General features: G+C 71.4%; 20 protein-coding genes and 1 pseudogene. 7 read left to right on the top strand and 14 right to left on the bottom strand.

Going from position 1 to position 24,226, the window contains the following annotated elements; genetic code table 11:
• Nucleotides 1-36: 36 nt before the first annotated feature.
• The gene (locus M2271_RS25790; protein WP_280889710.1) at nt 37-657 is read left to right on the top strand and encodes a class I SAM-dependent methyltransferase; all 621 of its coding nucleotides are present in this window, start codon (nt 37-39) and stop codon (nt 655-657) included.
• Here M2271_RS25790 and M2271_RS42580 read toward each other — a convergent pair.
• Nucleotides 539-1,105: a DUF402 domain-containing protein gene (locus M2271_RS42580; RefSeq protein WP_348539191.1), complete on the bottom strand. Its 567-nt coding sequence runs from the start codon at nt 1,103-1,105 to the stop codon at nt 539-541. The two genes, M2271_RS25790 and M2271_RS42580, sit on opposite strands and share 119 nt — an antisense overlap.
• Complete coding sequence (locus M2271_RS25780) at nt 1,086-2,015, bottom strand: GNAT family N-acetyltransferase (protein WP_280889709.1); 930 nt, start codon at nt 2,013-2,015, stop codon at nt 1,086-1,088. Before M2271_RS25780 ends, M2271_RS42580 begins: the two co-directional genes overlap by 20 nt.
• 91 nt (nt 2,016-2,106) lie before the next feature.
• Here M2271_RS25780 and M2271_RS25775 point away from each other — a divergent pair, with 91 nt between their 5' ends.
• On the top strand, nt 2,107-2,475 hold the full coding sequence (locus M2271_RS25775) for a GntR family transcriptional regulator (RefSeq protein WP_280889708.1): 369 nt from the start codon (nt 2,107-2,109) through the stop codon (nt 2,473-2,475).
• Between the two features lie 100 nt (nt 2,476-2,575).
• On the opposite strand, the gene M2271_RS25770 is transcribed toward M2271_RS25775, so the two are convergent.
• Complete coding sequence (locus M2271_RS25770) at nt 2,576-3,346, bottom strand: DUF72 domain-containing protein (RefSeq protein ID WP_280889707.1); 771 nt, start codon at nt 3,344-3,346, stop codon at nt 2,576-2,578.
• Between the two features lie 72 nt (nt 3,347-3,418).
• Complete coding sequence (locus M2271_RS25765; protein WP_280889706.1) at nt 3,419-4,513, bottom strand: DUF5925 domain-containing protein; 1,095 nt, start codon at nt 4,511-4,513, stop codon at nt 3,419-3,421.
• Nucleotides 4,514-4,731: 218 nt separating this feature from the next.
• On the opposite strand from M2271_RS25765, the gene M2271_RS25760 reads away from it, so the two are divergent.
• Entirely contained in the window at nt 4,732-6,162 is a 1,431-nt protein-coding gene (locus M2271_RS25760) for a xylan 1,4-beta-xylosidase (protein ID WP_280889705.1), read from the top strand.
• Nucleotides 6,163-6,232: 70 nt separating this feature from the next.
• Here M2271_RS25760 and M2271_RS25755 read toward each other — a convergent pair whose 3' ends face one another.
• The 6 genes and pseudogenes from M2271_RS25755 to M2271_RS25730 all read right to left on the bottom strand — a co-directional run.
• Complete coding sequence (locus M2271_RS25755; RefSeq protein WP_280889704.1) at nt 6,233-10,117, bottom strand: lipopolysaccharide biosynthesis protein; 3,885 nt, start codon at nt 10,115-10,117, stop codon at nt 6,233-6,235.
• Nucleotides 10,110-10,910 (bottom strand): polysaccharide deacetylase family protein, encoded by an 801-nt coding sequence (locus M2271_RS25750; RefSeq protein WP_280889703.1) that lies wholly within the window; start codon nt 10,908-10,910, stop codon nt 10,110-10,112. The genes M2271_RS25755 and M2271_RS25750 overlap by 8 nt, the downstream gene beginning before the upstream one ends.
• A complete protein-coding gene (locus M2271_RS25745; RefSeq protein WP_280889702.1) occupies nt 10,907-11,902 on the bottom strand; it encodes a glycosyltransferase family 2 protein in 996 nt (331 codons plus the stop codon). Before M2271_RS25745 ends, M2271_RS25750 begins: the two co-directional genes overlap by 4 nt.
• Entirely contained in the window at nt 11,899-12,720 is an 822-nt protein-coding gene (locus M2271_RS25740) for a glycosyltransferase family 2 protein (protein WP_280889701.1), read from the bottom strand. Before M2271_RS25740 ends, M2271_RS25745 begins: the two co-directional genes overlap by 4 nt.
• Nucleotides 12,721-13,060: 340 nt before the next feature.
• Complete coding sequence (locus tag M2271_RS25735; RefSeq protein WP_280889700.1) at nt 13,061-13,540, bottom strand: hypothetical protein; 480 nt, start codon at nt 13,538-13,540, stop codon at nt 13,061-13,063.
• 221 nt (nt 13,541-13,761) lie between these two features.
• A pseudogene (locus M2271_RS25730) lies at nt 13,762-13,896 on the bottom strand (S8 family peptidase); the annotation flags it as partial.
• A gap of 270 nt (nt 13,897-14,166) precedes the next feature.
• On the opposite strand from M2271_RS25730, the gene M2271_RS25725 reads away from it, so the two are divergent.
• On the top strand, nt 14,167-14,973 hold the full coding sequence (locus M2271_RS25725) for an SGNH/GDSL hydrolase family protein (RefSeq protein WP_280889699.1): 807 nt from the start codon (nt 14,167-14,169) through the stop codon (nt 14,971-14,973).
• 3 nt (nt 14,974-14,976) lie between these two features.
• On the opposite strand, the gene M2271_RS25720 is transcribed toward M2271_RS25725, so the two are convergent.
• From M2271_RS25720 to M2271_RS25705, 4 genes are all read right to left on the bottom strand, one after another.
• Nucleotides 14,977-16,587 (bottom strand): serine/threonine-protein kinase, encoded by a 1,611-nt coding sequence (locus M2271_RS25720; RefSeq protein WP_280889698.1) that lies wholly within the window; start codon nt 16,585-16,587, stop codon nt 14,977-14,979.
• A gap of 111 nt (nt 16,588-16,698) precedes the next feature.
• Nucleotides 16,699-18,441, bottom strand: a complete 1,743-nt coding sequence (locus tag M2271_RS25715; RefSeq protein WP_280889697.1) for a nickel transporter — start codon at nt 18,439-18,441, stop codon at nt 16,699-16,701.
• The gene (locus M2271_RS25710; protein WP_348539190.1) at nt 18,438-20,078 is read right to left on the bottom strand and encodes a tetratricopeptide repeat protein; all 1,641 of its coding nucleotides are present in this window, start codon (nt 20,076-20,078) and stop codon (nt 18,438-18,440) included. Before M2271_RS25710 ends, M2271_RS25715 begins: the two co-directional genes overlap by 4 nt.
• A gap of 477 nt (nt 20,079-20,555) precedes the next feature.
• Nucleotides 20,556-22,088: a DUF4331 domain-containing protein gene (locus M2271_RS25705; RefSeq protein ID WP_280889695.1), complete on the bottom strand. Its 1,533-nt coding sequence runs from the start codon at nt 22,086-22,088 to the stop codon at nt 20,556-20,558.
• A gap of 233 nt (nt 22,089-22,321) precedes the next feature.
• Here M2271_RS25705 and M2271_RS25700 point away from each other — a divergent pair, with 233 nt between their 5' ends.
• From M2271_RS25700 to M2271_RS25690, 3 genes are all read left to right on the top strand, one after another.
• Nucleotides 22,322-22,864: a sigma-70 family RNA polymerase sigma factor gene (locus M2271_RS25700; protein ID WP_280889694.1), complete on the top strand. Its 543-nt coding sequence runs from the start codon at nt 22,322-22,324 to the stop codon at nt 22,862-22,864.
• A complete protein-coding gene (locus tag M2271_RS25695; protein ID WP_280889693.1) occupies nt 22,861-23,670 on the top strand; it encodes an anti-sigma factor in 810 nt (269 codons plus the stop codon). Before M2271_RS25700 ends, M2271_RS25695 begins: the two co-directional genes overlap by 4 nt.
• Before the next feature lie 125 nt (nt 23,671-23,795).
• On the top strand, nt 23,796-24,065 hold the full coding sequence (locus M2271_RS25690; RefSeq protein ID WP_280889692.1) for a hypothetical protein: 270 nt from the start codon (nt 23,796-23,798) through the stop codon (nt 24,063-24,065).
• The last annotated feature ends 161 nt before the right edge of the window (nt 24,066-24,226 follow it).

The raw sequence follows: 24,226 nt of genomic DNA, 5'->3' as shown, positions 1-24,226 counted from the left end.
ATTCGACTGTCAGTGGCGGGTGTCACTCTTGGGCCCATGACGAACGAGAGTGACGCCACGACCTCGACGAACGTCGACTGGGACGCCCAGGCCGCGTCCTTCGACGACGAGCCGGACCACGGCCTGCGCGCCCCGGAAGTGCGCCGAGCCTGGGCCGAGCGGCTGCGCGGCTGGCTGCCCGAGCACCCCGCGGACGTCCTCGACCTCGACCTCGGCTGCGGCACCGGCAGCCTCTCGCTCCTCGCCGCCGAGCAGGGACACCGTGTCACCGGCGTGGACCGGTCCCCGGACATGCTGGCTCTCGCCCGCGCCAAGCTCGCCGGGCGTGCCGCCGTGTTCCTCCTCGGTGATGCGGCGGAGCCGCCGGTGGGGGAGGAGCGGTTCGACGTGGTGCTCGTGCGGCATGTCCTGTGGACGCTGTCCGACCCCAGCCGGGTCCTGCGGCACTGGCGGGAGCTGCTGCGCCCCGGAGGGCGGCTGGTGCTGATCGAGGGCGTGTGGGGCACGGTCAGCCCCGTCGGCATACCCGCCGACCGGCTCACCGCCCTCCTCGCCCCGCTCGGCGGGCACGTACGCGTGGACCCGCTGTCGGACGACGCGCTGCTGTGGGGGAGGGACGTGGACGACGAGCGGTATGCGGTGGTGGCGACGGTGTGAGTGTGAGCCGTACGGGGGCTGTGCGGCGATCACCGCGTAGTCGTGCGGGGGCTGCACTTCGACCACCGCGTAGTCGTACGGGGCTGCGCGGCGACCGTGTGAGCCGTACGTGGCTACGCGAGCAGCGTCCTGAGACCGCGCCCTCGGGCCAGTGCCTCCAGCTCGTCGGTGTGATGTCGCAGTACCAGCCCTTCAGCGCCCCGGCTGCGTCGCGGACCTCCTTCACGGCGTACCAGCGGTCCCGCCAGTAGTACTCGGTGAAGACGTCGCCAGGCTCGAAGCGGACGAAGCCGAAGTCGCGGGTGCCGTTGCCTGCCCAGGGGGCGCGTATCGCGATCCGGGTGCCGTCGTCGCCGAGCACCTCGGCCTCGTAACGGATCTTCGTACGGCCCGCCTTGAGGAGAACGACCTCCACCTGACGTGGCCACTCAGCCGAGTTCGTGGACATGGCGCACCTCCGTCGCGCAGATCTCGTAGCCGAACCACTTGTTGATCGCGATCATCGGGCCGTTGCCGGTGTCGTTGCCCGTGAAGGCCTCGGTGAGGCCGGCCTCGCGGGCGCGGTGCAGGGAGTCGGTCTTGGCGAGCTTGGCCAGGCCGCGGCCGCGGAAGGCGCGGGCGGTGCCGGTCATCACGGTGCCGTAGCGGGTGCCGCCGTCCGTGCGGCCCGCGCTGAAGGCGGCCGGGCGGCCGTCGACCACGGCGACGGAGGTCAGCTCGGGGCTGAAGAGGGGGTGGTGCCAGGTTTCCTGCTGCCAGGCCTCGTAGTCCGTGAACTCGTACGCGATGTCGCTCGGCTCGTCCGCCATCGTCTCCGAGTCCAGTTCGAACAGCGGGCGCAGGTCGTCCGCGAAGTCGGCGCCGGTGCGCAGCTCGACCCCGGTCGGCAGGGGCGGGCGCGGCGGAAGGGTGCCGTTGGCCAGGTCCAGGCGCAGGAAGTGGGCGGAGCGGCTGCCGCGGTAGCCGTGCCGTTCGGCGAAGGCGCGGTTGCCGGGCTCGTCCAGGACCCAGGCGAAGAGCCTGGTCGCCCCCAGACCGGCCAGGTACTCCTCGGCGGCGCGGACCAGCGCGGTGCCGGCGCCCCGGCCGGTGCGCCCCGGGTGTACGTACACGTTGACGTAGCCCTGGCCTGGCTCCGGGCTGTCGTGGACGATCCCGATCTGGGCCGTGCCGACGATCTCGTCGTCCTCCTCCGCGACCAGGGGCCGGTAGTGGGAGTCGGGGTGGGCGTGGGCGAGGTCGTAGGCCAGGGAGTCCGCGGTCACGAGGTAGAACGGCAGAGCGAGGTGGCGGACGTGGGCGAAGCCCTCGAAGTCGGCCCTGACCCCGCGGCGGAGATCACGCACAGTCATAGTCATAGAGGCGGAGGCTATGCGGGAGACGGGTTTCGGTGCCTCTCCTTTTTTGCGGGAGTGCGGGTTTTCGCGTGGGTGCGGGACAATCGCCGGCGTGACCTTGACGATCCACATCGATGACAGTGCCCCGCCGTACGAGCAGGTGCGGGCCCAGATCTCCGAGCAGGCGCGGTCGGGAGTGCTGCCGGTGGGATACCGGCTGCCGACCGTGCGGGGGCTGGCCGAGTCGCTCGGTCTGGCCGCGAACACGGTCGCCAAGGCGTACCGGGCGCTGGAGGGGGACGGGGTGATCGAGACGCGGGGGCGCAACGGGACGTACATCGCCGCGGCGGGCTCGGCCGCCGAGCGGGAACTCGCGTCAGCCGCTCAGGCCTACGTGGAGCGTGCTCGTCGTCTTGGGCTGGACGAGGACGCGGCGCTGGTCGCTGTGCGGGATGCCCTGCGGGCGGCTTACGGGGGGTAAGGGCGGCGGGTAACGGGGGCGGGTGAAAGCGGCGGGAGAGAAGGCGGGTGAGAACGGGGAGAGAGCTTGATCCGGGCTGGTGACAGCAGTGGCGCGGCCGTCAGGGCGTACGGGGCGTACGGGGCGTACGCGTGGGTCCCAGTCCCGATCTGTCCGCCGCCCGCGCGAACACCGCCGCGTCCTTCACCGCCGCCCCGTTCGGGTCGTTGTTGAAGTACGCGTACACGTCCTCGCCCTCGGACCAGGTGGCCGCGATCCGTTCGGCCCAGGTCGTCAGGGACCGGTGGCCGTAGCGGGGCCAGGCTCGGGCGCGACCTTGGTGGAAGCGGACGTAACCCCAGTCGGTGGTGCGCCACAGGGGGGTCGCCGGGCGGGAGAGGACGTCGGCCCAGCACAGGGCGGCCGAGCGGGTCTCCAGGACCGTGCGAACCGCGGGTGTCCACCAGGAGTCGTGGCGGGGTTCGACGGCGATTCTGGTGGCGGGCGGGAAGCAGGCCAGGCAGGCGTCCAGGAGGCCCGCGTCGGCGCGCAGGGTGGGCGGGAGCTGGAGCAGGACCGGGCCGAGGCGGTCGCCCAGGCCCTCCGCGTGGCTCATCAGGCGGTGCACCGGCTCCTCGGGGTCCTTCAGCCGTTTGATGTGGGTCAGGTAGCGGCTGGCCTTGACCGCGACGACGAAGTCCGGTGGGGTGCGCTCCCGCCAGGCCTCGAAGGTCTCGCGGGAGGGCAGCCGGTAGAAGGCGTTGTTGATCTCGACGGTCGCGAAGCGGGTGGCGTACTCCTCCAGCCACCGCCGCAGCGGACACCCGGCCGGGTAGAAGACGCCTCGCCAGTCCTTGTACTGCCACCCCGACGTGCCGACGAACAGGGTCATACCCTCATCAAAGCACTCCCCGCGAAGTACGGGACCAGCGGTGAAGCTCTGGAGATGACCAGCGGTGAAGCCCTAGAGATACAGTCCCGCGTCCGCCTCCGGCCTGGGCTCCGGCACCGCCGTCGGTGACGTGCCCCGGCGCAGGGCGTACAGCTCCGCCAGGGTCGCGCCCTCGCGGCCGACGCCCTCTTCGGTGCCCAGCCAGGTCACCGCCTCCCGGCGGGTGAGGGGCCCCACCTCGATGCGGGCCAGACAGCGGCCGGGGCGGACCACGGCCGGGTGGAGGCGCTCCAGGTCCTCGTTGGTCGTCACGCCGACCAGGACGTTGCGGCCCTGGCCCAGCAGGCCGTCGGTGAGGTTGAGCAGCCGGGACAGCGCCTGGCCGGCGGTGTGCTTGGCCTCGCCGCGGATCAGCTCGTCACAGTCCTCCAGCAGGAGCAGCCGCCAGCGTCCCTTGCCCGTGCTGTCGTCCTCGCCGATCGCGATGTCCATCAGATAGCCGACGTCGCTGAACAGCCGCTCGGGGTCCAGGACGCAGTCCACCTGGCACCAGTCCCGCCAGGACCGGGCCAGCGTCCGCAGTGCCGAGGTCTTGCCGGTGCCCGGCGGGCCGTGCAGCAGGAGCAGCCGGCCGGCGATGTCCTCCGGGGTCGTCTTCATCAGGCGGTCCATCGCGTCCGCCACCGGCCTGGTGTAGTTGGTCCGCACATCGTCCCAGGTGCCCGCGGAGATCTGGCGGGTGGTGCGGTGCGGGCCGCGTCTCGGGGAGACGTACCAGAAGCCCATGGCCACGTTCTCCGGCTGCGGCTCGGGCTCGTCCGCCGCGCCGTCGGTGGCCTGGTCGAGGATCTTCTCCGCGAGTTCCGCGGTGGTCGCGGTGACGGTGACGTCCGCGCCCCGGTTCCAGCGGGAGATCAGCAGGGTCCAGCCGTCGCCCTCGGCCAGCGTCGCGCTGCGGTCGTCGTCGCGGGCCATGCGCAGCACCCGGGCGTCGGGCGGAAGGAGGGTCGCCCCGGAGCGCACGCGGTCGATGTTGGCCGCGTGCGAGTACGGCTGCTCGCCCGTCGCGAAGCGGCCGAGGAACAGCGCGTCGACGACGTCGGACGGTGAGTCGCTGTCGTCGACGTTGAGCCGGATCGGCAGAGCGTCGTGTGGGTTCGCAGACATGCCCGCCATGATCCGGCACGCACGCGCCTCGTGCACCCGCTTTCCGTAGGGCGCCGCGGCTCGCGCGGCCGCTTGTGTCACCGCTCGCGCCGTTGCTTGCGCCGCCGGTGCCGTGCGGGCCCGCCGGCGCTTGCGGTGTGTCCCCTGCCTCCTGTTACAGAGCTGTGCGGCTACGCCCTCTGCCGCCGCGTGTGTCCGGCCGGTTACCGTTGCCCTCGATGGGACGTCATGGGTGGAATTCGGGGGCTGGGCGGTGGCGGCTCACCGCGCTGCTCGGCGTGGGCGCGGCCGCACTGGCCCTGTTGGTGACCTTGCTCAACACCCTTCCCGGGGACGGCGCGAGCACCGCGGGCACCTCGCGTGACGGCGCCAAGGTGCACGGCACACCGGCCGCTCCCGCGGGCGCACCCGAGCCGGAGGTGGGCTGGGGCTTCACGCACACCCAGTTCAGCGCCGCCGAGGGCAGCGACGCCGCCACCGAACGGGTGGAGGGACGGCTGAAGAACGCCGGGGGTCTGCCCGAGAACCAGCACATCATGGGCTGGGGGGCCGACAACCCCGAGCCGGTGAAGGGGCGTTACGACTTCGCGGCGCTGGACCGCCGGGTCGACTTCATGCGCGCGTCGGGGGCCACCCCGGTGATCACGCTGTGCTGCTCCCCGGACTGGATGAAGGGCGGCCGGTCCGGTGTCGGCAACACGAACTGGAGCCAGGCCGCCCTGGAGACCGCGCCGACGCCCGAGCACTACCAGGACTTCGCCGACCTGGCCGCGACCGTCGCCAAGCGCTATCCGGACGTACGCCACTTCGTCGTCTGGAACGAGTTCAAGGGCTTCTGGAACGACGCGCAGGCCCGCTGGGACTACGAGGGTTACACCAAGCTCTACAACCTGGTCTACAAGGCGCTGAAGAAGGTCGACCAGGACATCATGGTCGGCGGGCCGTACCTGGTCATGGACAGCCTCGACCCGCGCTCCGAGGGCGCCTCGGCCACCGTCAAGGGCCCCTGGGGCGCCATGGACCAGCGTGTCCTCGACGCCTTCGCCTACTGGAACAGGAACAAGGCGGGCGCCGACTTCGTGGTCGTCGACGGCTCCAGCTACACCAACGACGACGAGCTGCTGCCCGACGAGTTCGCGGCCACCGACAAGTTCACGGCGGTGGGGAAGTGGGTGCGGGCGCGGACCGGTGACCTGCCCCTGTGGTGGGCCGAGTACTACGTCGAGCCCGGCGACGCCGACGACGAACGCAAGGGCTGGTCCGAGACCCGCCGCCGCGCCGTCCAGGCGGCCGGGATGATCGCCATGGTCAGGGGCGGCGCGTCCTCCGGCTTCTACTGGAACCCGGAGACGGAGAAGGGCACCGGGTGCGCGGGCTGCCTGTGGACCCCGACCGACCGGGGCAGCGGCGGCGCGGAGCTGCCCATGTACGACCTCGTCTCCCGCTTCGGCAAGGCGTTCCCGCCCGGCACCTCATACCGGACGGTGTCCGTCGCCGAGGACGACGTGCCCAACGTGCGGATCCTGGCCGGCGACAAGGTGGTCCTGGTCGTCAACACCCTCGACCGGCCGATCAGCGCACAGGTCGACGGCAGGCGGTTCGCGATGCAGGCGTACGAGGTGAAGTGGCTCGACCGGCAGACCGGCTGAGCCACTTCACCGTCACGTTCGCGGCCACGTCCCCGTCACGTTCGCGGTCACTTCCCCGCCACATTCACGCTCACTGCATCGTCAGGAACCGCTGCACCAGCGAGGCGAACAGCACCGCCAGCAGCGGCAGCGAGAACCAGAAGCTGCTCTGCAGCCGGCGCAGTTGTCGCACGCTCGGCCGCGCCGCGACCCGGACGACCTCCCGTGCCGTCAGCAGCACGATCAGCGCGAGCGCCGCGAGGGCCCCGACGACCGACCAGGGCGTCCACGTCACCTGCGGCCCGATCGGACCCGGGTCCGCCGTCGGCACCTTGCCCTCGGGCTGCCGGCGCAGCGTGTACATCGTCACATCGTCGTTGACGAGGACCTCTCTCAGCTCCGGCCGGTCGTCCAGGTGCTGGACCAGCCGCGGCTCCCAGGTCTTCGAGTAGCCGACGTCCAGCTGGAGATAGGTGACCTGACTGCGGTTGATCATCAGGTACGCGTTCGGGCCCGCGTCCTTGAGCGCCTTGACCAGGCCGGACACCAGCACCGGGTCACTGGGCGCGAGGGTGGGCACGTACTCGACCTTCTCCATGTCCTTCGCGCCCCACGGCATCGCCGGCGTCACGTTGTCGACCGTGTCGTTGCTCAGCCACAGCAGCCGCACCGTCGGATCGTCGTGGGCGTACACGTAGTCCATGGCCGCGACCTCGCCCGGCCGGATCCGCTCGAACGGCTCGTTGCCCCAACGGGCCACCAGGAAGCCGCCCATGAGGATCAGGCCCGCCATCAGCGCGGCCAGCGGGGCGAGGCTGATCCGGTCCTTGTCACGTTCCTCGACGGTGACGCCGGTGCGCGGGAACAGGGCGAGGGCGGCGAGCAGGGCCGAGCCCGGCAGGGCGAACATGAAGACCCTGAGCGCCATTTCGCCGCCGTAGGACTGCATGCCGAAGCCGAGGAACGGCACGAAGGTGAGGACCAGCAGCGAGCGTTCGCGGTAGCGGTGCCAGCGGCGGCGCCACCAGCCCCAGCAGGCGAAGGCCATCACCCCGCCGGCCAGCAGCACCCGCACGTACAGCACCAGCTTGTGGGTGGAACTGCCGCCCTGGATCCGGCCGGAGACGGACGACGACACGTTGCCGCCGACCCCGCCGACCCCGCCGAACAGCTCGTCGAAGTGCCCGGACCAGTACGGCTCGGCCATGAAGCCGACCCAGGCGGCCACCAGCACCCCGAACAGGATGGGCAGGCCCCGCAGTTCGCTGCGGCCGGTCAGGACGAGCACCGCGAGCACGCCCAGCATCACGAACGGGGTGAGCTGGTGGGCCGGGACACTCGCCGCGAACAGGCCGATCACGATCATCAGCAGTACCGCCCGCTGCCGCCGGTCCGTCGGTTCGACCTCGATCTCGCCGGGCCGCCGCTTCGCCCAGATCACGCCCGGCGCCCGGAACCAGACCAGCAGGATCGCCACGAACAGCAGGTAGAGCAGGTAGGTGAAGCCCTGCGGGGAGAAGTAGTCCTGGCCCACCCAGCCGCTGAGTACGAAGATCCAGATGCCGGTCCACTTGGCCCGCCAGCTCGCCCGCATCGAGCGCACCAGCAGGAACATCGGCGCCAGATAGAGGAGTTGGATGGCCGTCGGCCACCAGCGGATGACGTCGGTGAAGTCGCTGACCCCGCAGGCATTGGCGACGAACGCGGCCGCCGCGAAGAAGCCCGGCCAGCTCCAGCGCGCGTCCAGGTCGGGCACGGCCGACCCGGTCCGGTCGATGTAGTCGATGAACCCGAGGTGCTGCCAGGCCGTCGCGAACCGCGGTTCCGTCTCGATCACGGCGGGCAGCGCGTGCAGCGAGACCACGGTCGCCAGCAGGGTCACCATCAGCAGCGTGCGGTGCTCGCGGCCGAGCCACAGCAGCGAGGCGAACACCACGATCAGCAGCGCGGCCCCGACGAGGGTGGGCAACGGCAGCACGGAGATCAGCCCGAGCCCGCCCATCTCGTCCAGGTCCGCCTCGCCGAGCCGTAGCGCGGGCACCCAGTACAGGAGCAGTGCGGCGGTCAGCAGACAGCCGAGGACCACCCCGACCCGGGTGGGCAGCAGACGCACGGCCGCCGGTCCCGCTCCGGGTTCCGGAGCATCCGCGCGCCCGGGCGTCTTTTCCGCTCCGACTGCCTCGGCCTCCGGTACGACCTCCTCCTGCGGTTCGAACCGTACGACCTCCTCCTGCGGCGCGAACGGGGCGTCCACCTCCGGCTCTGCCGCGTCCAGGGACGTCTCGGCCGGCCCCGACGACGCCTCCGAACCCGGCTCCCTGCCCCACTCTCGAACGCGGTCGAGCGGGCGGACCCCCCTCTCGACGGGCAGCCCCGGCCCGGGACTCGGCGACCTGGCCGGACGGCGGTCCTCCGGGGCGATGGGTGTGCCCGTGGGTGGGGTGCCGGGGCCCGGGCGGACGTCCGGCCGGCGTTCCAGGTGGTCGAAGTCGACGTGGATGCCGAGGGCGAGGGTGTCCTTGTCGAGCGCCCAGGCGGGCCCGCGCCTGGCCGGTGCGGCCGGTGCGGGGACCTCACGTACCCCCAGGTCGGCGAGGTCCCCGTCGGGCGCCGCGCTCTCGGCCAGGTCGCCCGGCCTGCCCCGGACGGTCTTGAACAGCTTGGGTGCGGCGATCGCGACGAGCACCGCGAGTGAGGAGATCTCGGCGACGCCCGCGCCGGTCAGGCCCATCCGGGGGAGCAGCAGCAGCGTCAGACCGAGCACCAGGACGCACAACAGGCCCTGCATCCAGGCGAGTGGGGAGGTACGGCTCTGGGCGCGCAGCACCGCGAAGTACGTCTCCATGACGACCCTGAGGACCGCTCCGACCGCGAACCAGCGCAGCAGCGGGGTGGCCGCGTCCGCGTAGCCCGCGCCGAACACGCCGAGGATCCAGGGCGCACCGACGAACAGGATCCCGGCCAGCGGCAGCATGATCCGGGCCATCCGCTTCAGCGCGGCCCGGGTGTTGGCGGCCAGCCGCCGCGGGTCGTGCGCACCCTCGACGGTCAGCGAGGCGCCCATGTTGATGGCGAGCAGGTTGATCGTGCCGCCGATGGTGGTGGTGATGTAGAAGTAGGCGTTGTCCTGGGAGCTGACCTGCGAGGCGATGATCACGGGGACCAGGTAGACCACGGCGAGGGAGAACAGTGAGCCGGTGTAGTCGCCCGCCAGGAACCGCCCGACCTCCTTCAGCGTCGGCGGCTGCGCCCGTTCCTCGGTCGCCCTCTCGTGCCGGGGCACCAGCCGCCGGAACACCAGCCAGCCCAGCGGCAGTACGGAGAAGGCGATCGCCGCGACCCACGACACGAACACGCCGCTCGTGGGGACGGCCACCGCGAACGCGACCAGCAGTGCGAGCTTCACCGCCGAGAAGACGGTGTTGCCGACCGGCACCCACAGGGCGCTGCGCAGCCCGGTCAGCACCCCGTCCTGCAGAGTCAGCAGCGACCAGGCGATCACGGCCGCGACGAAGCCGAGCCCGTTGAGGGGCCCGTGCAGGAAGCGGTACGACGGTCCCCACAGGTCGAGCGTGAGCAGGAAGACGAGCGCGGCCAGCGCCACGATCACCGAACTGCCCGCGTACGTACGGAGGATGAGCCGCCCGGTGGCCCGGCCCGCGACCGGGATGAACCGGGCCAGCGCGCCGGTCAGGGTCACCGCGGTCAGACCCGCGAGGAGTTTCATCGCGGCGATCGCGGCCGAGCCCTGGCCGACCGCCGAGTCGGAGTAGTAGCGGGCGGCGGCCAGCCAGAAGCCGAGGCCGAGCACCGCGGAGATGCCGGTGTTGAGCATCAGGGCGTAGGCGTTGCGGAACAGCTGGTTGCCCCCGGGGGACCGGCCGAGGCCGGGCAGCCGGAGCCGGCGCCCCGACCGCTCGGGCGCCCCGGTCGCGGGCGAGGTGTCCTCGGGCGTGGTCGTGGTCGTGTCAGACACGGGAACGGATGGCCTTCCGGCGGACCTGGCGTGCTCTGCGGACCAGGGCGTACCCCTTGGTGAGGGCACGGTCCCCGGCGAAGTTCCGGGCGATCGCACGGCCCTCGACGAGCCGCTCGAACTCCTCGACGCCCGTGCTGCGGCGCACGGTGACGCGGTGCAGGGCGTACGGCCCCTGCCGGCGGCGGGCGAGCCCGTTGCCGACGGCGAGTGCCTGGCCGTACCCCGTCTCGCGCACCGTCTGTCGCACCCGGCGGCTGGAGTAGCCGTACGGGTAGGCGAACGAGGCCGGGACCGTGCCGAGTTCGTCGCTCACGATCTCCTTGCAGTGGATCAGCTCGTGGCGCAGCGTGCCGTCGTCGAGCTGGTCGAGCTGCGGGTGGGTGTGGCTGTGGCCGCCGATCTCCACACCCGCCGCGGCGAGTTCGCGGACCTGGTCCCAGTCGAGCATGGTGTCCGGTCCGCCGCCGGTGTCGTACGCGCCCCTGATCCAGCCGGTGGAGACGAACAGGGTGGCCGGGAAGCCGTGCTTGGCGAGCACGGGCAGGGCGTGCCGGTGGACGCCCTCGTAGCCGTCGTCGAAGGTGATCAGGACGGGCCGCTCGGGCAGCGGGCGGCCCAAGCGCCAACGGGCCGCCAGATCAGCCGTGCTGAGCGGCGTCAGGCCGCGGTCGGCGACCACGGCCAGTTGCTCCGCGAACGCCTCCGGGGACACCGACAAGGTGCGGGTGGCCTTGTTCGGGGCGGTCGCGACCGCGTGGTACATGAGGATCGGCACCGGCTGTCCGCTCATGAGCTGTCCCCCGCTTCCCCCTCGATCCCGGCCACCGCGAAGGTGGTGGTGCCGCGGCGCGCCCGGAGGCTGCCCACCACGTATCCGCCCGCCGCCGTCAGCACCCCGGCGACGATCGCGCCCGCGCGGCCCGCGCCGCCCGGCCGGGCCAGTACGGCGTCCCGCAGACCGCGCGCCACTCCGGCGGGCAGCACCCGGGCCGCGTACCGCCGTTCGGACTCGAGTCCCTTGTCCGCTCCCACACTTCGGGCCACCAACGCCTTCGACAGGCCCTCGGCGTACGCGCGCGTGCGGAAGTACCCGAAGTGCTCGCGCGCTTCGGGCACCCGGTGGTGGATCACCGCACGGTCGTCGATCAGCAGGACCGCCTCGGGTCTGGCCCGGGTGAGCCGGATGCACAGCTCCGTCTCCTCGCAGCCCAGTGGCCGCTTGTCGCCGTCGCGTCCGATGCCGGTGGCGAAGCCGCCCGCCACGTCGAAGGCGCTGCGGCGGAAGGAGGCGTTGCCGCCCAGGACATTGCGCACCCGGACCCGCCCCGGCGGCAGGCCCTTGTAGGTGCAGCCGACCACCCAGTCGAACTCCGCAGGGAACCAGGCCGGCCGGCGGCCCGACGCCCAGATCGGCACCGTACGGCCGCCGACGGCCATCACCCGCGGATCGGCGTAGCCCTCGGCGAAGTGCCGCAGCCAGTCCCGCTCGGCGACGGCGTCGTCGTCCAGGAACGCCACGACGTCGCCGCGGGCCGCGGTGATCCCGGTGTTGCGTCCGGCGGACAGACCGCGGGGGCCCGCGTTGGCGAGCACCCGCACCTGTCCGGACGCCTTGTACTCCTTGGCCAGCCGGTCCAGGAGCGCCGCGTTGTGGTCGACGACCAGCAGTGTCTCCAGGGCCGGCCGGGACTGCGCCCGCACCGAGGAGACCGCCGCGAGGATGTCCTCCCAGCGGTCCTCGGTGTAGACGCAGACCACGACGGAGATGTCAGGACCGCTCAAGACGCCTCTCCCCGGACCGAGTCGAGCAGCGGGGAGTGCTGCGGCCGGCGGCGCAGGGCCCGCCGGTTGGAACGCTCCCTCAGGATCACCTTGAGCACCCTGATCCCGTCCCGCACGGCCCGCAGATTGCTGGTGCCGTGGATACGGAGGTACTCGTGGCTCGGTATCTCCTGTACCTTCAGCCCGGCCTTCACCACCCGGATGTTCATCAGGGTCTCGACCTCGAAACCGGTGCAGTCCAGCTCGATCTTGTCGAGGCAGTGCCGCCAGAACGCGTTGTAGCCGTAGCACAGATCCGTGTAGCGGGCGCCGAACTTGCGGTTCACTGCCGTGCACAGCGCCCAGTTGCCGAGCTTGCGGATGAAGGTCATGTCGTCGGTGCCGCCGCCGTTGGCGAAGCGGGACCCCTTGGCGAAGTCCGCGCCCGAGACGAGGGCGGAGACGTAACTGACGATCTCGTTGCCGTCGGCCGAGCCGTCCGCGTCGACCATCACGATGATGTCGCCGCTGGCGGCCTGGAAGCCGGTGGTCAGCGCGTCACCCTTGCCCTTGCCGCGCTGCTTGACGACCTTGACGCCCGGCCACAGCGAGCGGGCCACCTCGACGGTGTCGTCGCTGGAGTTGCCGTCCACGAGAACCACTTCGTGGATCCAGGCCGGAAGCGTCTTGAAGACGTAGGGGAGATTCTCCGCCTCATTCATGGCGGGAATCACCACGCTCACCGGCGGTGTGATCGCCAGGTGAGAGGAGATCGGCCGGTAGATGCCTGCTATTAAAGGATCTTTTCCCGTACTGGCCGGGCGCAGAACTGAGCTCATGAGTCTGGTCCCTCTCGTCCGGTGGACCGCCCGCCCCTGGGCAGCCCGGATCTTGGTCCGGTTCGAAAGGGGGGTACTCACAGGGCATGCCGGAACGGTTCTCCGTGCGTGCCGGGTGAGCTGGCAAAGCTGGCCGGCTCCGGAAAACGGCAGCCGGTCGCGCGGCACGACTCGGTCACAAAAGCGGTCACCGAGCACGGCACCCCCCTACCGCGCCCCCGCGCCGGAATCCATCGCGGTCCTGAGCCCTCCCCTGAAGCCGCTTGATGACGGACCGATGCGGGTGAGATGTACGACGGTATTGATGATTGATGCAGTATGGCAAGACCTGGAACGAGCCTCACGTTTTTGTTGGTTTGACCGTTACCGATCCCTTGCCGTCAGCGACTTGCGACGCGTGCCGCCGCCCGGTGCCGCGCAACCGCCGCACCACGACCGGGAGGAGCACGAGAGCGCTGAGAGCGGTCACGGCCACCAGCCCGCCCCGCACCGACCAGCGGTGCACGGCCAGCATGCCCTGCGCCACCAGCATGTTGACGACGACCGAGCCCGCCAGCGCGGTGAGCAGCCGGCCGAACGGTTCCAGCCCGCGCAGCGCCGCGCCGATGGCGGCCGCGGGTGTGACGAGCAGGAAGAACAGGGCGAACGGTCCCCGAAGCGGTGAGTCGGAGTCGGTGAACGCGAAGAGCGCGCCGCATGCGGCGACGGCCGTCGCGGCGCCCGCGAGCAGCGGTACCAGGTCCCTCCCCGGTCCTGGCCGCACCCGTTCGGCCTCGTCCGCCCGCACGGTCGAAGGTGTCTTGTTACGGATGGTCTGCATGGCCGACCTTGCCCCCCAGGCGCCGGATGCCTGGCTTCAATGTCGCTCAGCCCCGCGGAGGCCGTCAAGATGCCGACGTTCCCCGGAGGCGGGCGAGGCCTCCGGGGAACGGTGGGTCGGATCTCAGATCGGGAGAACGATGGGTCGGATCTCAGATCAGGGGAATGGTGGGTCGGATCAGGTGAGCAGGTGTCACGGCACGATCTTCATCAGGTGGTTCGGGGCGCGCCGGACTGGGTGGTGTCGGTGGCGAGCACGGTCTGGTTCTGCTCGACCGTGCACGCCACCGACGGGTCGGCGGCGAGTCTGCGGGCCTCGGCCGCGGAGAGGGGCGCCGTGTAGCCGTTCAGTGCCGCGCCGGTCTGTGGGGGATGCGCGCGTTGTCGCCCGCACGGCCACGGAGTACTGCGTTCCTCCCCATGGCTGAGTAAAGAATCAGTGGTCCACGGGTGTGGCTCAAGGGATGTGAGTCCCTGTCGCATGTTTGTCATGAACGCGCAATTGTGCGCCGGTGAATGCGCCGGTTCACTCCCGTCGCGCCCCTCGATTCTTGGCATGGACACTTCCCGTCAACGCGCGTAGTTGGTACCACAGTTACGGCAGAGATCCTGCTAAAGGGAGGTTCCATGAGACGTTCCCGACTGGCCGTATACGTCAGCGCACTCCTCCTCGCCCTCGGCACCGCCCTCACCGGGGCGGCCACGGCCCAGGCGTCCCAAGTCGCCGCAACCGGTGGCTATGTGGCCCTCGGCGACTCCTACGCCTCCGGAGTCGGCGCGGGCAGCTACCTCTCCGCGAGCGGCGACTGCAAGCGCAGCACCAAGGCGCACCCCTACCTCTGGGCCGCCGACCACTCACCCTCGACCTTCGCCTTCACCGCCTGCTCGGGCGCCCGAACGGGTGATGTTCTGGCGAGTCAACTCACCCCGCTCAGCTCCGCCACCGCCCTCGTCTCGATCAGCGTCGGCGGCAACGACGCCGGGTTCTCGGACGTCATGACGACCTGTGTGCTCCAGTCCGACAGCTCCTGCCTCTCCCGGATCGACACCGCGAGGGCGTACATCGACTCGACGCTGCCCGGCAAGCTCGACAGCGTCTACTCCGCGATCCGCTCCAAGGCACCCAACGCCCGTGTCGTCGTACTCGGCTACCCCCGCTTCTACCAGCTCGGCACCACGTGCGTCGGCCTCTCCGAGACCAAGCGGAAGGCCATCAACGACGCGGCCGACCGCATGGACACCGCGATCGCCAAGCGGGCCGCGGACTTCGGCTTCGCCTTCGGTGACGTCCGCACCACCTTCACCGGCCATGAGCTCTGCTCCGGCAGCGCCTGGCTGCACAGCCTGAACGTGCTCGACATCGGCGAGTCGTACCACCCGACGGCGGCCGGCCAGTCCGGCGGCTACCTGCCGGTGTTCAACGGCCTGGCCTGACCGTCACGGACTCTCCGACGTGGAGGGGGAGGCCTCGTCACCCGACGGGGTCTCCGTCTCGCAGGTCACCGAGAACGGCACCGAGTCGGACGTCGTACGCACCGGACGGCGGACCTCGACGCTGATCTCGTTCTCGAAGCTCCCGTCGTCGTCCTTGGTCGTCACGAACGCGGTGTCCTGTTTGGTCCTGCCCCCGCCCGCGGGGAACGAGAGGGTCTTCCAGCCCGCGTCCATGACCTTGCCGTCCCGCGACAGCCAGCGATAGCGCACCTCCGCCGGCAGGTTGACCACCGTGAACGTCGCGGTGAAAGCGGGCGCCTCGCCCTGCGCCGGGGGACAGGGACCGGAGTACTCCGTGTGCGCCCCCGTGAGCGAGACCTCCACCGACTGCTCCGGCGCCGCCGACGTGGACTCACTGCTCTGGCTCGGCGTGGGCTCGGATTCTTCGGTGCTCTTGGACGGGGTGTCGCTCACCGCGGGCGAACTCACTCCGGGCGTGCTGTTCTTGGGCCCGCCGTTTCCGGCCTCGTTCCCCTTGTCGCCGTTCAGCAGCGCGTACGTCAGTCCCGCGATCGCCAGCGCCAGGACGACGAGGCCCGCGACCAGCACGACGGTGGCCCGGCGGTTGCGCCCCCGCCCGCCCGGCTCGGTCGTCGTCGGCCCCGCCGCCGGGGCGGGCTGCGTCCACTGGGCCGGACCGGGTGCGGTCGGCGGTGGCTGCTGACGGGTCGCGGCGGTCGGCGGATACGCGTACGGGGCCGCCTGGACGCCGTCCGCGCGGGGCGTGCCGCCCGCGGCGACGACCCGCAGATCCTGCTCGGCCCGCTCACCCGACAGCCGCTCGGCCGGATCCTTGCGCAGCAGCCCCTCGATCACCGGGGCCAGCGGACCGGCCCGGTAGGGCGGCGGCAGCTCCTCGTCGACGATCGCCCGCAGAGTGCTGAGCGGGGTGTTCTGCCGGAACGGGGAGTGGCCCTCGACCGCCGCGTACAGCAGGACGCCCAGCGACCACAGGTCGGACTCGGGCCCGGGCGTGCGGCCCAGCGCCCGCTCCGGCGCCAGGAACTCGGGCGAGCCGATGACCTCGCCGGTCATGGTCAGCGCGGAGCTGCCCTCGACCATGGCGATGCCGAAGTCGGTGAGCACGACCCGTCCGTCGTTCGACATCAGCACATTGGCCGGTTTCACGTCCCGGTGCAGCACCCCCGCCTCGTGCGCGGCCCGCAACGCGGACAGCACCTCGGCACCGATGTGCGCGGCGTTCTGCGGGGACAGCGGGCCCTCGGCGTCCAGCAGCTCGGCGAGCGAGATGCCGTGGACGATCTCCATCACGATCCACGGACGACCGTCCTGGGCGGCCACGTCGTACACCGTCACCACGTTGCGGTTGGCGACCCGGGCCGCCGCCCACGCCTCCCGCTCCAGCCGGGCGTACATCCGCTCGACCTCGGATCCCTGCAGTCCCGCGGGCGCCCGCACCTCCTTGACGGCCACCTCACGGTGCAACACCTCGTCACGGGCACGCCACACGGTTCCCATGCCGCCCTCGCCGAGCGGGGACAGGAGACGGTAGCGGCCCGCGATCAGACGTTCACTGCCCGGTTCTTCGGACACGCGCGTCTCCCCTTCGCATCCGTGTGCATCGTCCACGCGGCGTGGTGTTCGGCGTGGTCTTCCGCGTGGTGTTCGGCGTGCTGTTCCGCGTGATCTCTCCACAAAAGTAGCTCAGCCGAGTGCGGATGCCGCCCCCTTGAGCACCAATCCGGCCCCAAGGGCCACGACGACGAGCGCGGACCCCAGGGGGGCGGTCCGACGTACCAGGGCGGTCAGGGGACTGGCCGCCCAGCGCGGGCGCTTGTCGAGTACCCGGGTGACACCGGTACCCAGCTTGACGACGGCGAAGCCCGCCGCGGTCAGCGTGAGGGCGAGCCCGACGCCGTACGCCACGACGAGCAGCAGCCCGAACCAGGCCTGTCCGAGCGCCGCGGCACCGACGAGCACGACCACGGCGGACGGACTGGGCACGAGGCCACCGGCGAAGCCGAGGAGGATCGTGCCGCGGAGGGTGGGGGCGGTGGCGTGGGTGTGGGTGAAGCCGCCGTGGGAGTGGGTGAGGGGAGTGTGGTCGTGGTCGTGGTCGTGCGGGTGCGGGTGCGGGTGCGGGTGATCGTGCGTGTGTGTGGGGGCTGCGGGAGTGGGGGGTGAGACGGAGGTGGAAGGGGAAGGGGAGGTGGAAGGGGAGATCGCGGTGGCGTGGCTGTGTGCGGATGCCAGGACCAGCGGACGGTCCGGGGCTTCGGCCGTCTCGTGCGTGCGCCCGGGCCCATGATCGTGCCCGTGTCCGTGTCCGTGCTCGTGTCCGTGGCCATGGTCGTGCCCATGACCGCCGTCCTGCCCGTGCCCGTGCCCGTGGTCGTGTCCGCGCGCGTGGGTCCGGTTGGGCCAGGCCCGGCGTAGGAGGGTCACTCCCGCTCCGGTCACCAGGACGCCGCTCGCCATGCCCAGCCAGGCGATCACCGAGGGCGTCGCCGCCGAACCGGCCGTCACCAGGAGGCCGAGGGCGACCACGCCCAGCGTGTGGGTGACGGTGACCGAGGCGGCCAGCGGCAGGACGTCCTTCATCCGGGCCTTGCCGCCCCGGGCCGCGGCCACCGCGGCCATCAGAGTCTTGCCGTGACCTGGCGCGAGCGCGTGCATCGCGCCGAGCGCGACGGCGATCAGGATCGCCAGCGCGGCGAAGCCGACGGTGAGGTCGTGCCGGGCGACCAGGGAGTCCAGGGCCCGCGTCCAGCGGTCGGCGCCGCGCGGGAGGACGGAGGCGGCCGGGGCGTCCCGGTCCGCGTCGGCCAGGGCCGGTCCGCCGGGACGCACCCGCAGCGACGCGGTCGTGGTGTCGGCGGGGGAGGAGAGCAGTTCCTTGGGATACACGGTCAGCTCACGCGACGTCGAGTCCGTCGGTACGTCCGACCCGGTGAGCGTCATCCGGTCGCCACGAGCGGTGATCTCCCGCCAGCCGGGGCCGGCGGAGGTGCCCGCGCTGTGGAAGCCGAGGGAGACGGTGTCGTCCTCGGGGAGCGGCGCGGTCAGCGCGCATACCACGCGGAGGGTGTCGAGCCCGGCCTGGCCGGGACGTACACGCGCGTGGCTGCTGGCCACGGTGAGGCCGACGCTACGGCCGTCGACGGTGACCTCGCTGTCCCGCGCGGCCGTCGCGCAGCGCTGCCGGGCCCACCCCGTCATACCGAGCTTCCTCAGGTCCGGCCTGGCCTGGGTCGCCGGGATCTCCGCGAGGTCCTCGACGTGCCGGACGCGCAGTTCGCCAGGGGCGGCGACGAGACCGTCGTAGTGGTTGACGGTGAAGTTGCCGAGCGGGTGGGCGCTCGCGGCCCCCGAGGGGACCAGCACGAGCGCACAGGCCGCCGTGAGGACGGCCGCGCCGGAGGCCGACAGGCGCCGGATTCGCCTCACTTGACCGCCTCCAGTGCCTTACGGGCCGCACGGGCGCCCAGAGGTGAGAAGCCGGGGTTCAGTTTCATCGCCGCCGTCAGCTGCGTGCGGGCCTCCTTCTGGTGGCCCGTGGCCTGCTCGATGATCCCCCGGTGGTAGAGGAAGGAGGCGTTGCGGAAGCCGGTGGCCGTGGCCCGGCGGGCGTACGGCAGGGCCTCCTCGTCGCGGCCGTTGACGTGCAGGGCCCAGGCGAGGGCGTCCGCGGTGTGCACGGTGTGCCGGCGGGCCCACTCGGCGCGGGCCGCGCGCAGCGCCTCCGCCTTGTCGCCGTGGTCGGCGGCGGCGAGCGCGGTGTCCAGGTCGGCGTTGACCTTGTTGGCGCGGGCGAGGGCCGTCCAGGCGTCGACGAGGGCGTACTGGTCGCGGGCCTTCGCCCGGTCGCCCTCGGCGTTCCGCTCCTCGTACAGCTCGCCGAGTACGACGAGCGGGCCGGGCAGCGGGTAGCGGGCGACCACGGCCTCCATGCCCCGGAGCGCGGCGGCGCGATCGCCGCTCGCAGCCTGGGCGCGGGCGCGGCCCTCCAGCGCCGGGAGGTAGTTCTCGTCGGCAGTGAGGGCCCGTGCGTAGTGGTGCAGGGCCGTCTCGTAGTCGCCCTGGTTCCAGGCGAGTTGGCCGAGCGTGGTGGACACGTACGCCACGTCTCCGGGCGCGGTGGCGGTGGCGAGCGCCTGCTCCAGCACCCGTCGCGCGGTGGTCACGTCGCCGCGCAGCTCGCGCACGTACGCGTACCGCGTGAAGACGGGGATACCCGGCCGCCGGGCGTCCGCGGTGTCGGCCGCCTTCGACGCCTCGTCATAGCGGCCGAGCTCGACGAGGGCGTCGATACGGGAGGACAGCGCGCGTTCGCTGTAGGGGTTCTGCTTCAGGGCCTGGTCGGCGTAGGTGAGCGCGTTCGCGAAGTCGTGCCGGGCGGCGGCGAGGGCGGCCCGTCCTGCGAGGGCCTGGTCGTTGTCCGGCTCCAGATCCAGTGAGCGCTTCAGGGCGCTGTCGGCCTGCGGATAGCGCGAGGGGTCGCCCTTGGTCCGCGCCTGCTCGACGTAGGCGAGGGCCAGGGTGGCCCAGCCTCGGAAGTCCCTCGGCTGGGCGCGCAGATGTGTCTGGAGGGCGGTGATACTCGTGTCGAGGTCACCGCCGCTGAGCAACTCCGGTGACAGCGCGGCGGACGAGGACGCCACCGCCGTACCCTGACCGTCCCGCGCGGCCCCCACCGCGATGGCCCCGGCGGTCAGCGCGACGGCCAACAGAGCGGCACACCCCACCAGCCGGGCAGCCCGCCAACGTCGCCCAGCAGCCCCCACCCGCCGAACGGCAGCGACCCGCGGGTCACCTCCGGCCTCCTCGGAGCCCTTGGGACGGCGCTCCCCCGGTGAGGCCGCCGCGCCCGGGGCGCCGCGGGTGTCGTCGGGCGAGTGGGTTTCCGTCCTGCGGCTGCCCCCCGGCAGTCGCAGGACGCCCGGCGAGCCTGCGTTCGCCCCGCGAGTGCCGTCCGGCGCCGGAGCCGGCGCCAGGCTCGGCGAGCCGGCCCCGGCCCCGGCGCCGACACCGTCGACGTCCGACACCACCGGCCCGTGGGCCTGCCGCCCGGCACCCTCCGGCACGGCCTCCGCCTTCGCACCGTCGGTCTCCGGCCTGGTATGCGCTTCCGCGCCAGTGCCTTCCGACCCGGACGGAGTCTGCGGCCCTGCAACCTCGGGCCCGGACGGAGCCTGCGGCCCTGCAACCTCGGGCCCGGACGGAGTCTGCGGCCCTGCAGCCTTCGGCTCGGACGGAGTCTGCGGCCCTGCAGCCTTCGGCCCGGACGGAGCCTCCGCGGCCGTCGCCTCCGGGCCCGCACCATTCGGTGTGCTCCCCGTCTTCGCCCCGGCGGGGTGCGGTCCCTGGTGGTGGTCGCCTTCCGGGGTGGCGGTCGGTGGTGTCGCGTCGCCGCTGGCCGGTGCGTTGTCGTCGGTACGCCGGGGCATGCCCTCTCCTTGGCCGATGGAGTGATCAACCTGGTTGTCGTGCGGCGGCGCGGCCCGCGCCGTGGGGGATGGATACGAGCGGGCCGCGCCAGTCGATGGGCTGGGAGGGGCGTCCTAGTACGCCCGGTCCCGCATCCGGCGCCACCACAGCAGGGCCCCGCCGATCAGCAGGATGCCGAGCGCGCCCGCGCCCGCGGAGCCGGCGATCAGGGTCATGTTGTCCGAGCTGCCCGAGCCGGCCGGCTGAAGGGCGTCGCCGAGCTGGCTGCGGACGTCGGTCCCGTCGGTCGTGCCCTTGGCGAGCGGACCCCGCGAGCCCTCGGTCGGCAGTGCGACATACGGGAAGGAGTGCTCGAAGTCCTTGTCGTTCTTGTCGACCGCGTCGCCCAAGTCGTTCTTCGCACCGAGCAGTTCACCCTCGACGACCTGCAGCGAGGCGTCGATCACGTCGTCACCCAGCCGGCGCCCGTTCGGGAAGCCCGCGTTGTCGCCGTCGAGTACCCCGAGCCGCTTGGGGCTCTTCGCGGGCTTGATCGAGGTGTTGAGCCGCAGCTCCTCCGACGGAGTCACGTACGGCGGCTGGTTGAGGCCCTTGACGCCCTTGAGGAATACGTCGACGAGGTCGTTGCGCGGCTCGGCCGGCGCCTTGATCTTGTAGATCGCCTCGATGAGCTTCGGCAGTTCGGGGTTGGTGACGTTCTTCAGGAACTGGCCGTCGTCCTTCGGCTCGGACGCGTTGAACTTGTCCTTGTCCTTCAGCGGGTTGACGACCTCGTTGACCAGCGGACTGCCCAGGCGCGAGACCTGAGAGTAGTACCCCTGCGCGTTCTTGCGCTGCGTGGTCGACCAGAGGCCCACGATCGGCTGCTTGTGCGACTCGGTGATCATGTCGTTCGGGACCTGAAGGGCGATCGAGTTGACGTTGTAGCCCTTGAGGGTGTCGTTTCCGACCTCGGTGAGGTTCCCCCCGTACAGCAGGTCGAAGACCCGCAGGTCCAGGAAGAACGGGTCGTCGGCCTGCCCGGCGAAGGTCTGCGCGCCGTTGGAGAGCTTGTGCACCGCCTGCTTGCGCAGGGTGTTGTAGTCCGGCATCGACGCCTTGCCGACGTTCGACGGCGCCACCGGCACATCGTCGGCGATCTTCGTCTTGTACGTCACCTTCTGCTTGTGCAGCTTGACCAGCTCGATGTCGTACGTCTGCGTGATGTTGAGGTCCGGGTCGTCCAGGCTGGTGACCGGGCCCGTGTTGTAGAGGAACGTCTTGTCGTTCTTCGTGTGCGTCTTGAACGTGTACCGGAACAGCAGCTCGCCCTGCGCGTCACCGTCGTTGTCGATGTGCAGGTCGTACTGGGCGTCCTCGGCGAACGGGAAGAAGTTCGGTCCGCCCGCGGGCTCCTCGAACGGGATCCAGTTGGCCACGATCGTCGTCGTGTCCGGCTTGTCCGGACTGACGAACGCGTACACATCCGTGTTGTCGTACTGCGGCTGCCCCGAGATCAGCGGAGCCTCCCGGTGGCTGGAGGCGGAGGCCGCCCCCGGTACCAGCGTGGCCACACCGGCGGCTGTGAGCCCCCCGGCGGCCAACGCACCACATATGAGGGTCACGAGGCTCCGGTGCCCTGCGCCGCGCCTGGAGTTAGGTGTCATGCCGTCCGTCCTCAGTGCCAACTTGCCTGACGAACGCGATTCGGAGCGATCGGCAGAGTGGATTGGTCGAATCTCAAACCTTCTTACGGCGGGCATCGAAACTTGTTTCATCGTCAGGCGACCCGCGTTTTTCCCGCTCTGATCCGTAACCCCCTCCGGAGGTGGGTTCGTTGCGCATGCCTGGTGGGACAGGACCGCGGCCCCGATGCGGTCTGGCCGGAGGGGGACACGAGTTGGAGGCGGACGAACTGCTGGTGATGGTGGCCGGCGGTGACCAGAGGGCGTTCGAGGAGCTGTACGGCCTGGTGTCCGGACCGGTGTTCGGATTGGTGAAGCGGGTTCTACGGGATCCGGCTCAGTCGGAGGAGGTGGCGCAGGAGGTGCTGCTCGAACTGTGGCGGTCCGCTGCCCGCTTCGACCCGAGCCGCGGCAGCGCCCTGTCGTGGGTCCTCACCCTGGCCCACCGCCGGGCCGTCGACCGGGTGCGCAGCGCCCGCGCGGCCGGCGAACGCGAACGGCGCGAGGCGCAGCGCGCCCACCACCCCGCCTTCGACCAGGTCACCGAAGAGGTCGAGGCCGGTCTGGAACGCGAGTGGGTGCGCCGCTGCCTGGAAAGCCTCACGGCCCTGCAGCGCCAGTCGGTGACGCTCGCCTACTACGACGGCTATACGTACCGTGAAGTGGCCGAGCGGCTCTCTCTGCCGCTGGGCACGGTCAAGACGAGAATGCGCGACGGACTCACCCGGCTGCGCGAGTGCATGGGAGGTGTCGCATGAGCCTTTTTCGCCGCGAGGACCTCCACTCCCTCGCCGCTCCCTACGCCCTCGACGCCCTGGAGCCCGCCGAGCGGGTCCGCTTCGAGAAGCACCTCAGGGACTGTGCGGTGTGCCCCGCCGAGGTGCGGGCCCTGGCCGAGGACGCCGTCCGGCTCGCCTGGACGACGGTCGCTCCGGCGCCGGCCGTGCTGCGCGACCGGGTCCTGACCGCCGTACGCACGACTGCGCAGGAACCCGCCCAGCAGGAGGCGGGCCGGGTGCGGGCGCCCCAGCTGCCGCCGCATGTGTGGGGCGTGCAGCCGCCGCCGTCACGTTCCCGTGCGCCCCGCCGACGCCCGTTTTTCGTGCCGTTCGCCACCGTGACCGCCGCAGCGGCCCTTGTGGTCGCGTCCCTGTTCGCCGTCCAGGCCAACGAGACGCGGGACCAGCTGAACGCGGAGCGGACGCAGTCACGTGAGATCGCCCACGTCCTCAGAGCTCCCGACGCCCGGGCGACGACCGGGGCGGACACCCGGGGGGGAAGTATCGGAGTGATCGCTTCCGCATCCGAGGGGCGCGCGGTCGTCACCCTCAGCGGATACGACGACCTGCCGGGCGACCGTGTGCATCAACTGTGGCTCATGCGCCCCCACGCACAACCGCGCTCCCTCGGGCTCTTCGACGACGGCACGCCCTTGGTCACGTCCGGGCTGACCACATCGGCGTCGTCACTCGCGGTGACCGTCGAGCCGGACGGGGGGTCAGCGCAGCCCACCACCCAGCCGATTGTCCAACTCGCCCTGAAATCGGTTGGATTCGGAGGGTGATCGAGAGGAGTCGTCAACCTCCTTACGGGGAAGGTGAATCCTGTGACCTCGATACACGAGTGCCCCGAGGGAGCGATAGGGTTACTCTGCCCGGGCCGGGTGGACTCGTACGGGTGGGGAGTGACATGGAGCAGATAACAGTGCGCAGCAGGGCGAGAGTACCTGCGATCACATGCGGGAGCAGCGCGACAAGTTCGCGTCTCGACCGTCACCTTTCGGTGCTGGGGGGCCCTGCCGTCCCACAGGTCGAGACGGCCGAGGCGACCTCGTTGATGCGTGAGCTGACCGCACGTGAGCCCGCGCACAACCGCAGCGCAAGGGGAGCGCGGGTACGCCGCGTCTCGCTCTTCGCGCCCCTGCGTCGACTGCGTCGTTCGCTGTTCGGCGGACGCTGAGCGATACCGGCGTTCCTCGGGTCGTCCCGAGGAGCTCTCGCTCGGGTTGCCACGCCGTCCCGGCGCGACGCTGTGCTCTCGCCGTCCGTCATCCCCACGGCACACAGCGGCGCACCGGTTGTGGCTCCCGAGCGCGGGGCAAGACCCCCGTCCATGCCCCG

The organism is Streptomyces sp. LBL (assembly GCF_029893585.1).
Lineage (GTDB): Bacteria > Actinomycetota > Actinomycetes > Streptomycetales > Streptomycetaceae > Streptomyces.
The sequence above is the reverse complement of the archived record's forward strand: the minus strand, read 5'-3'. Positions and strand labels throughout refer to the sequence as shown.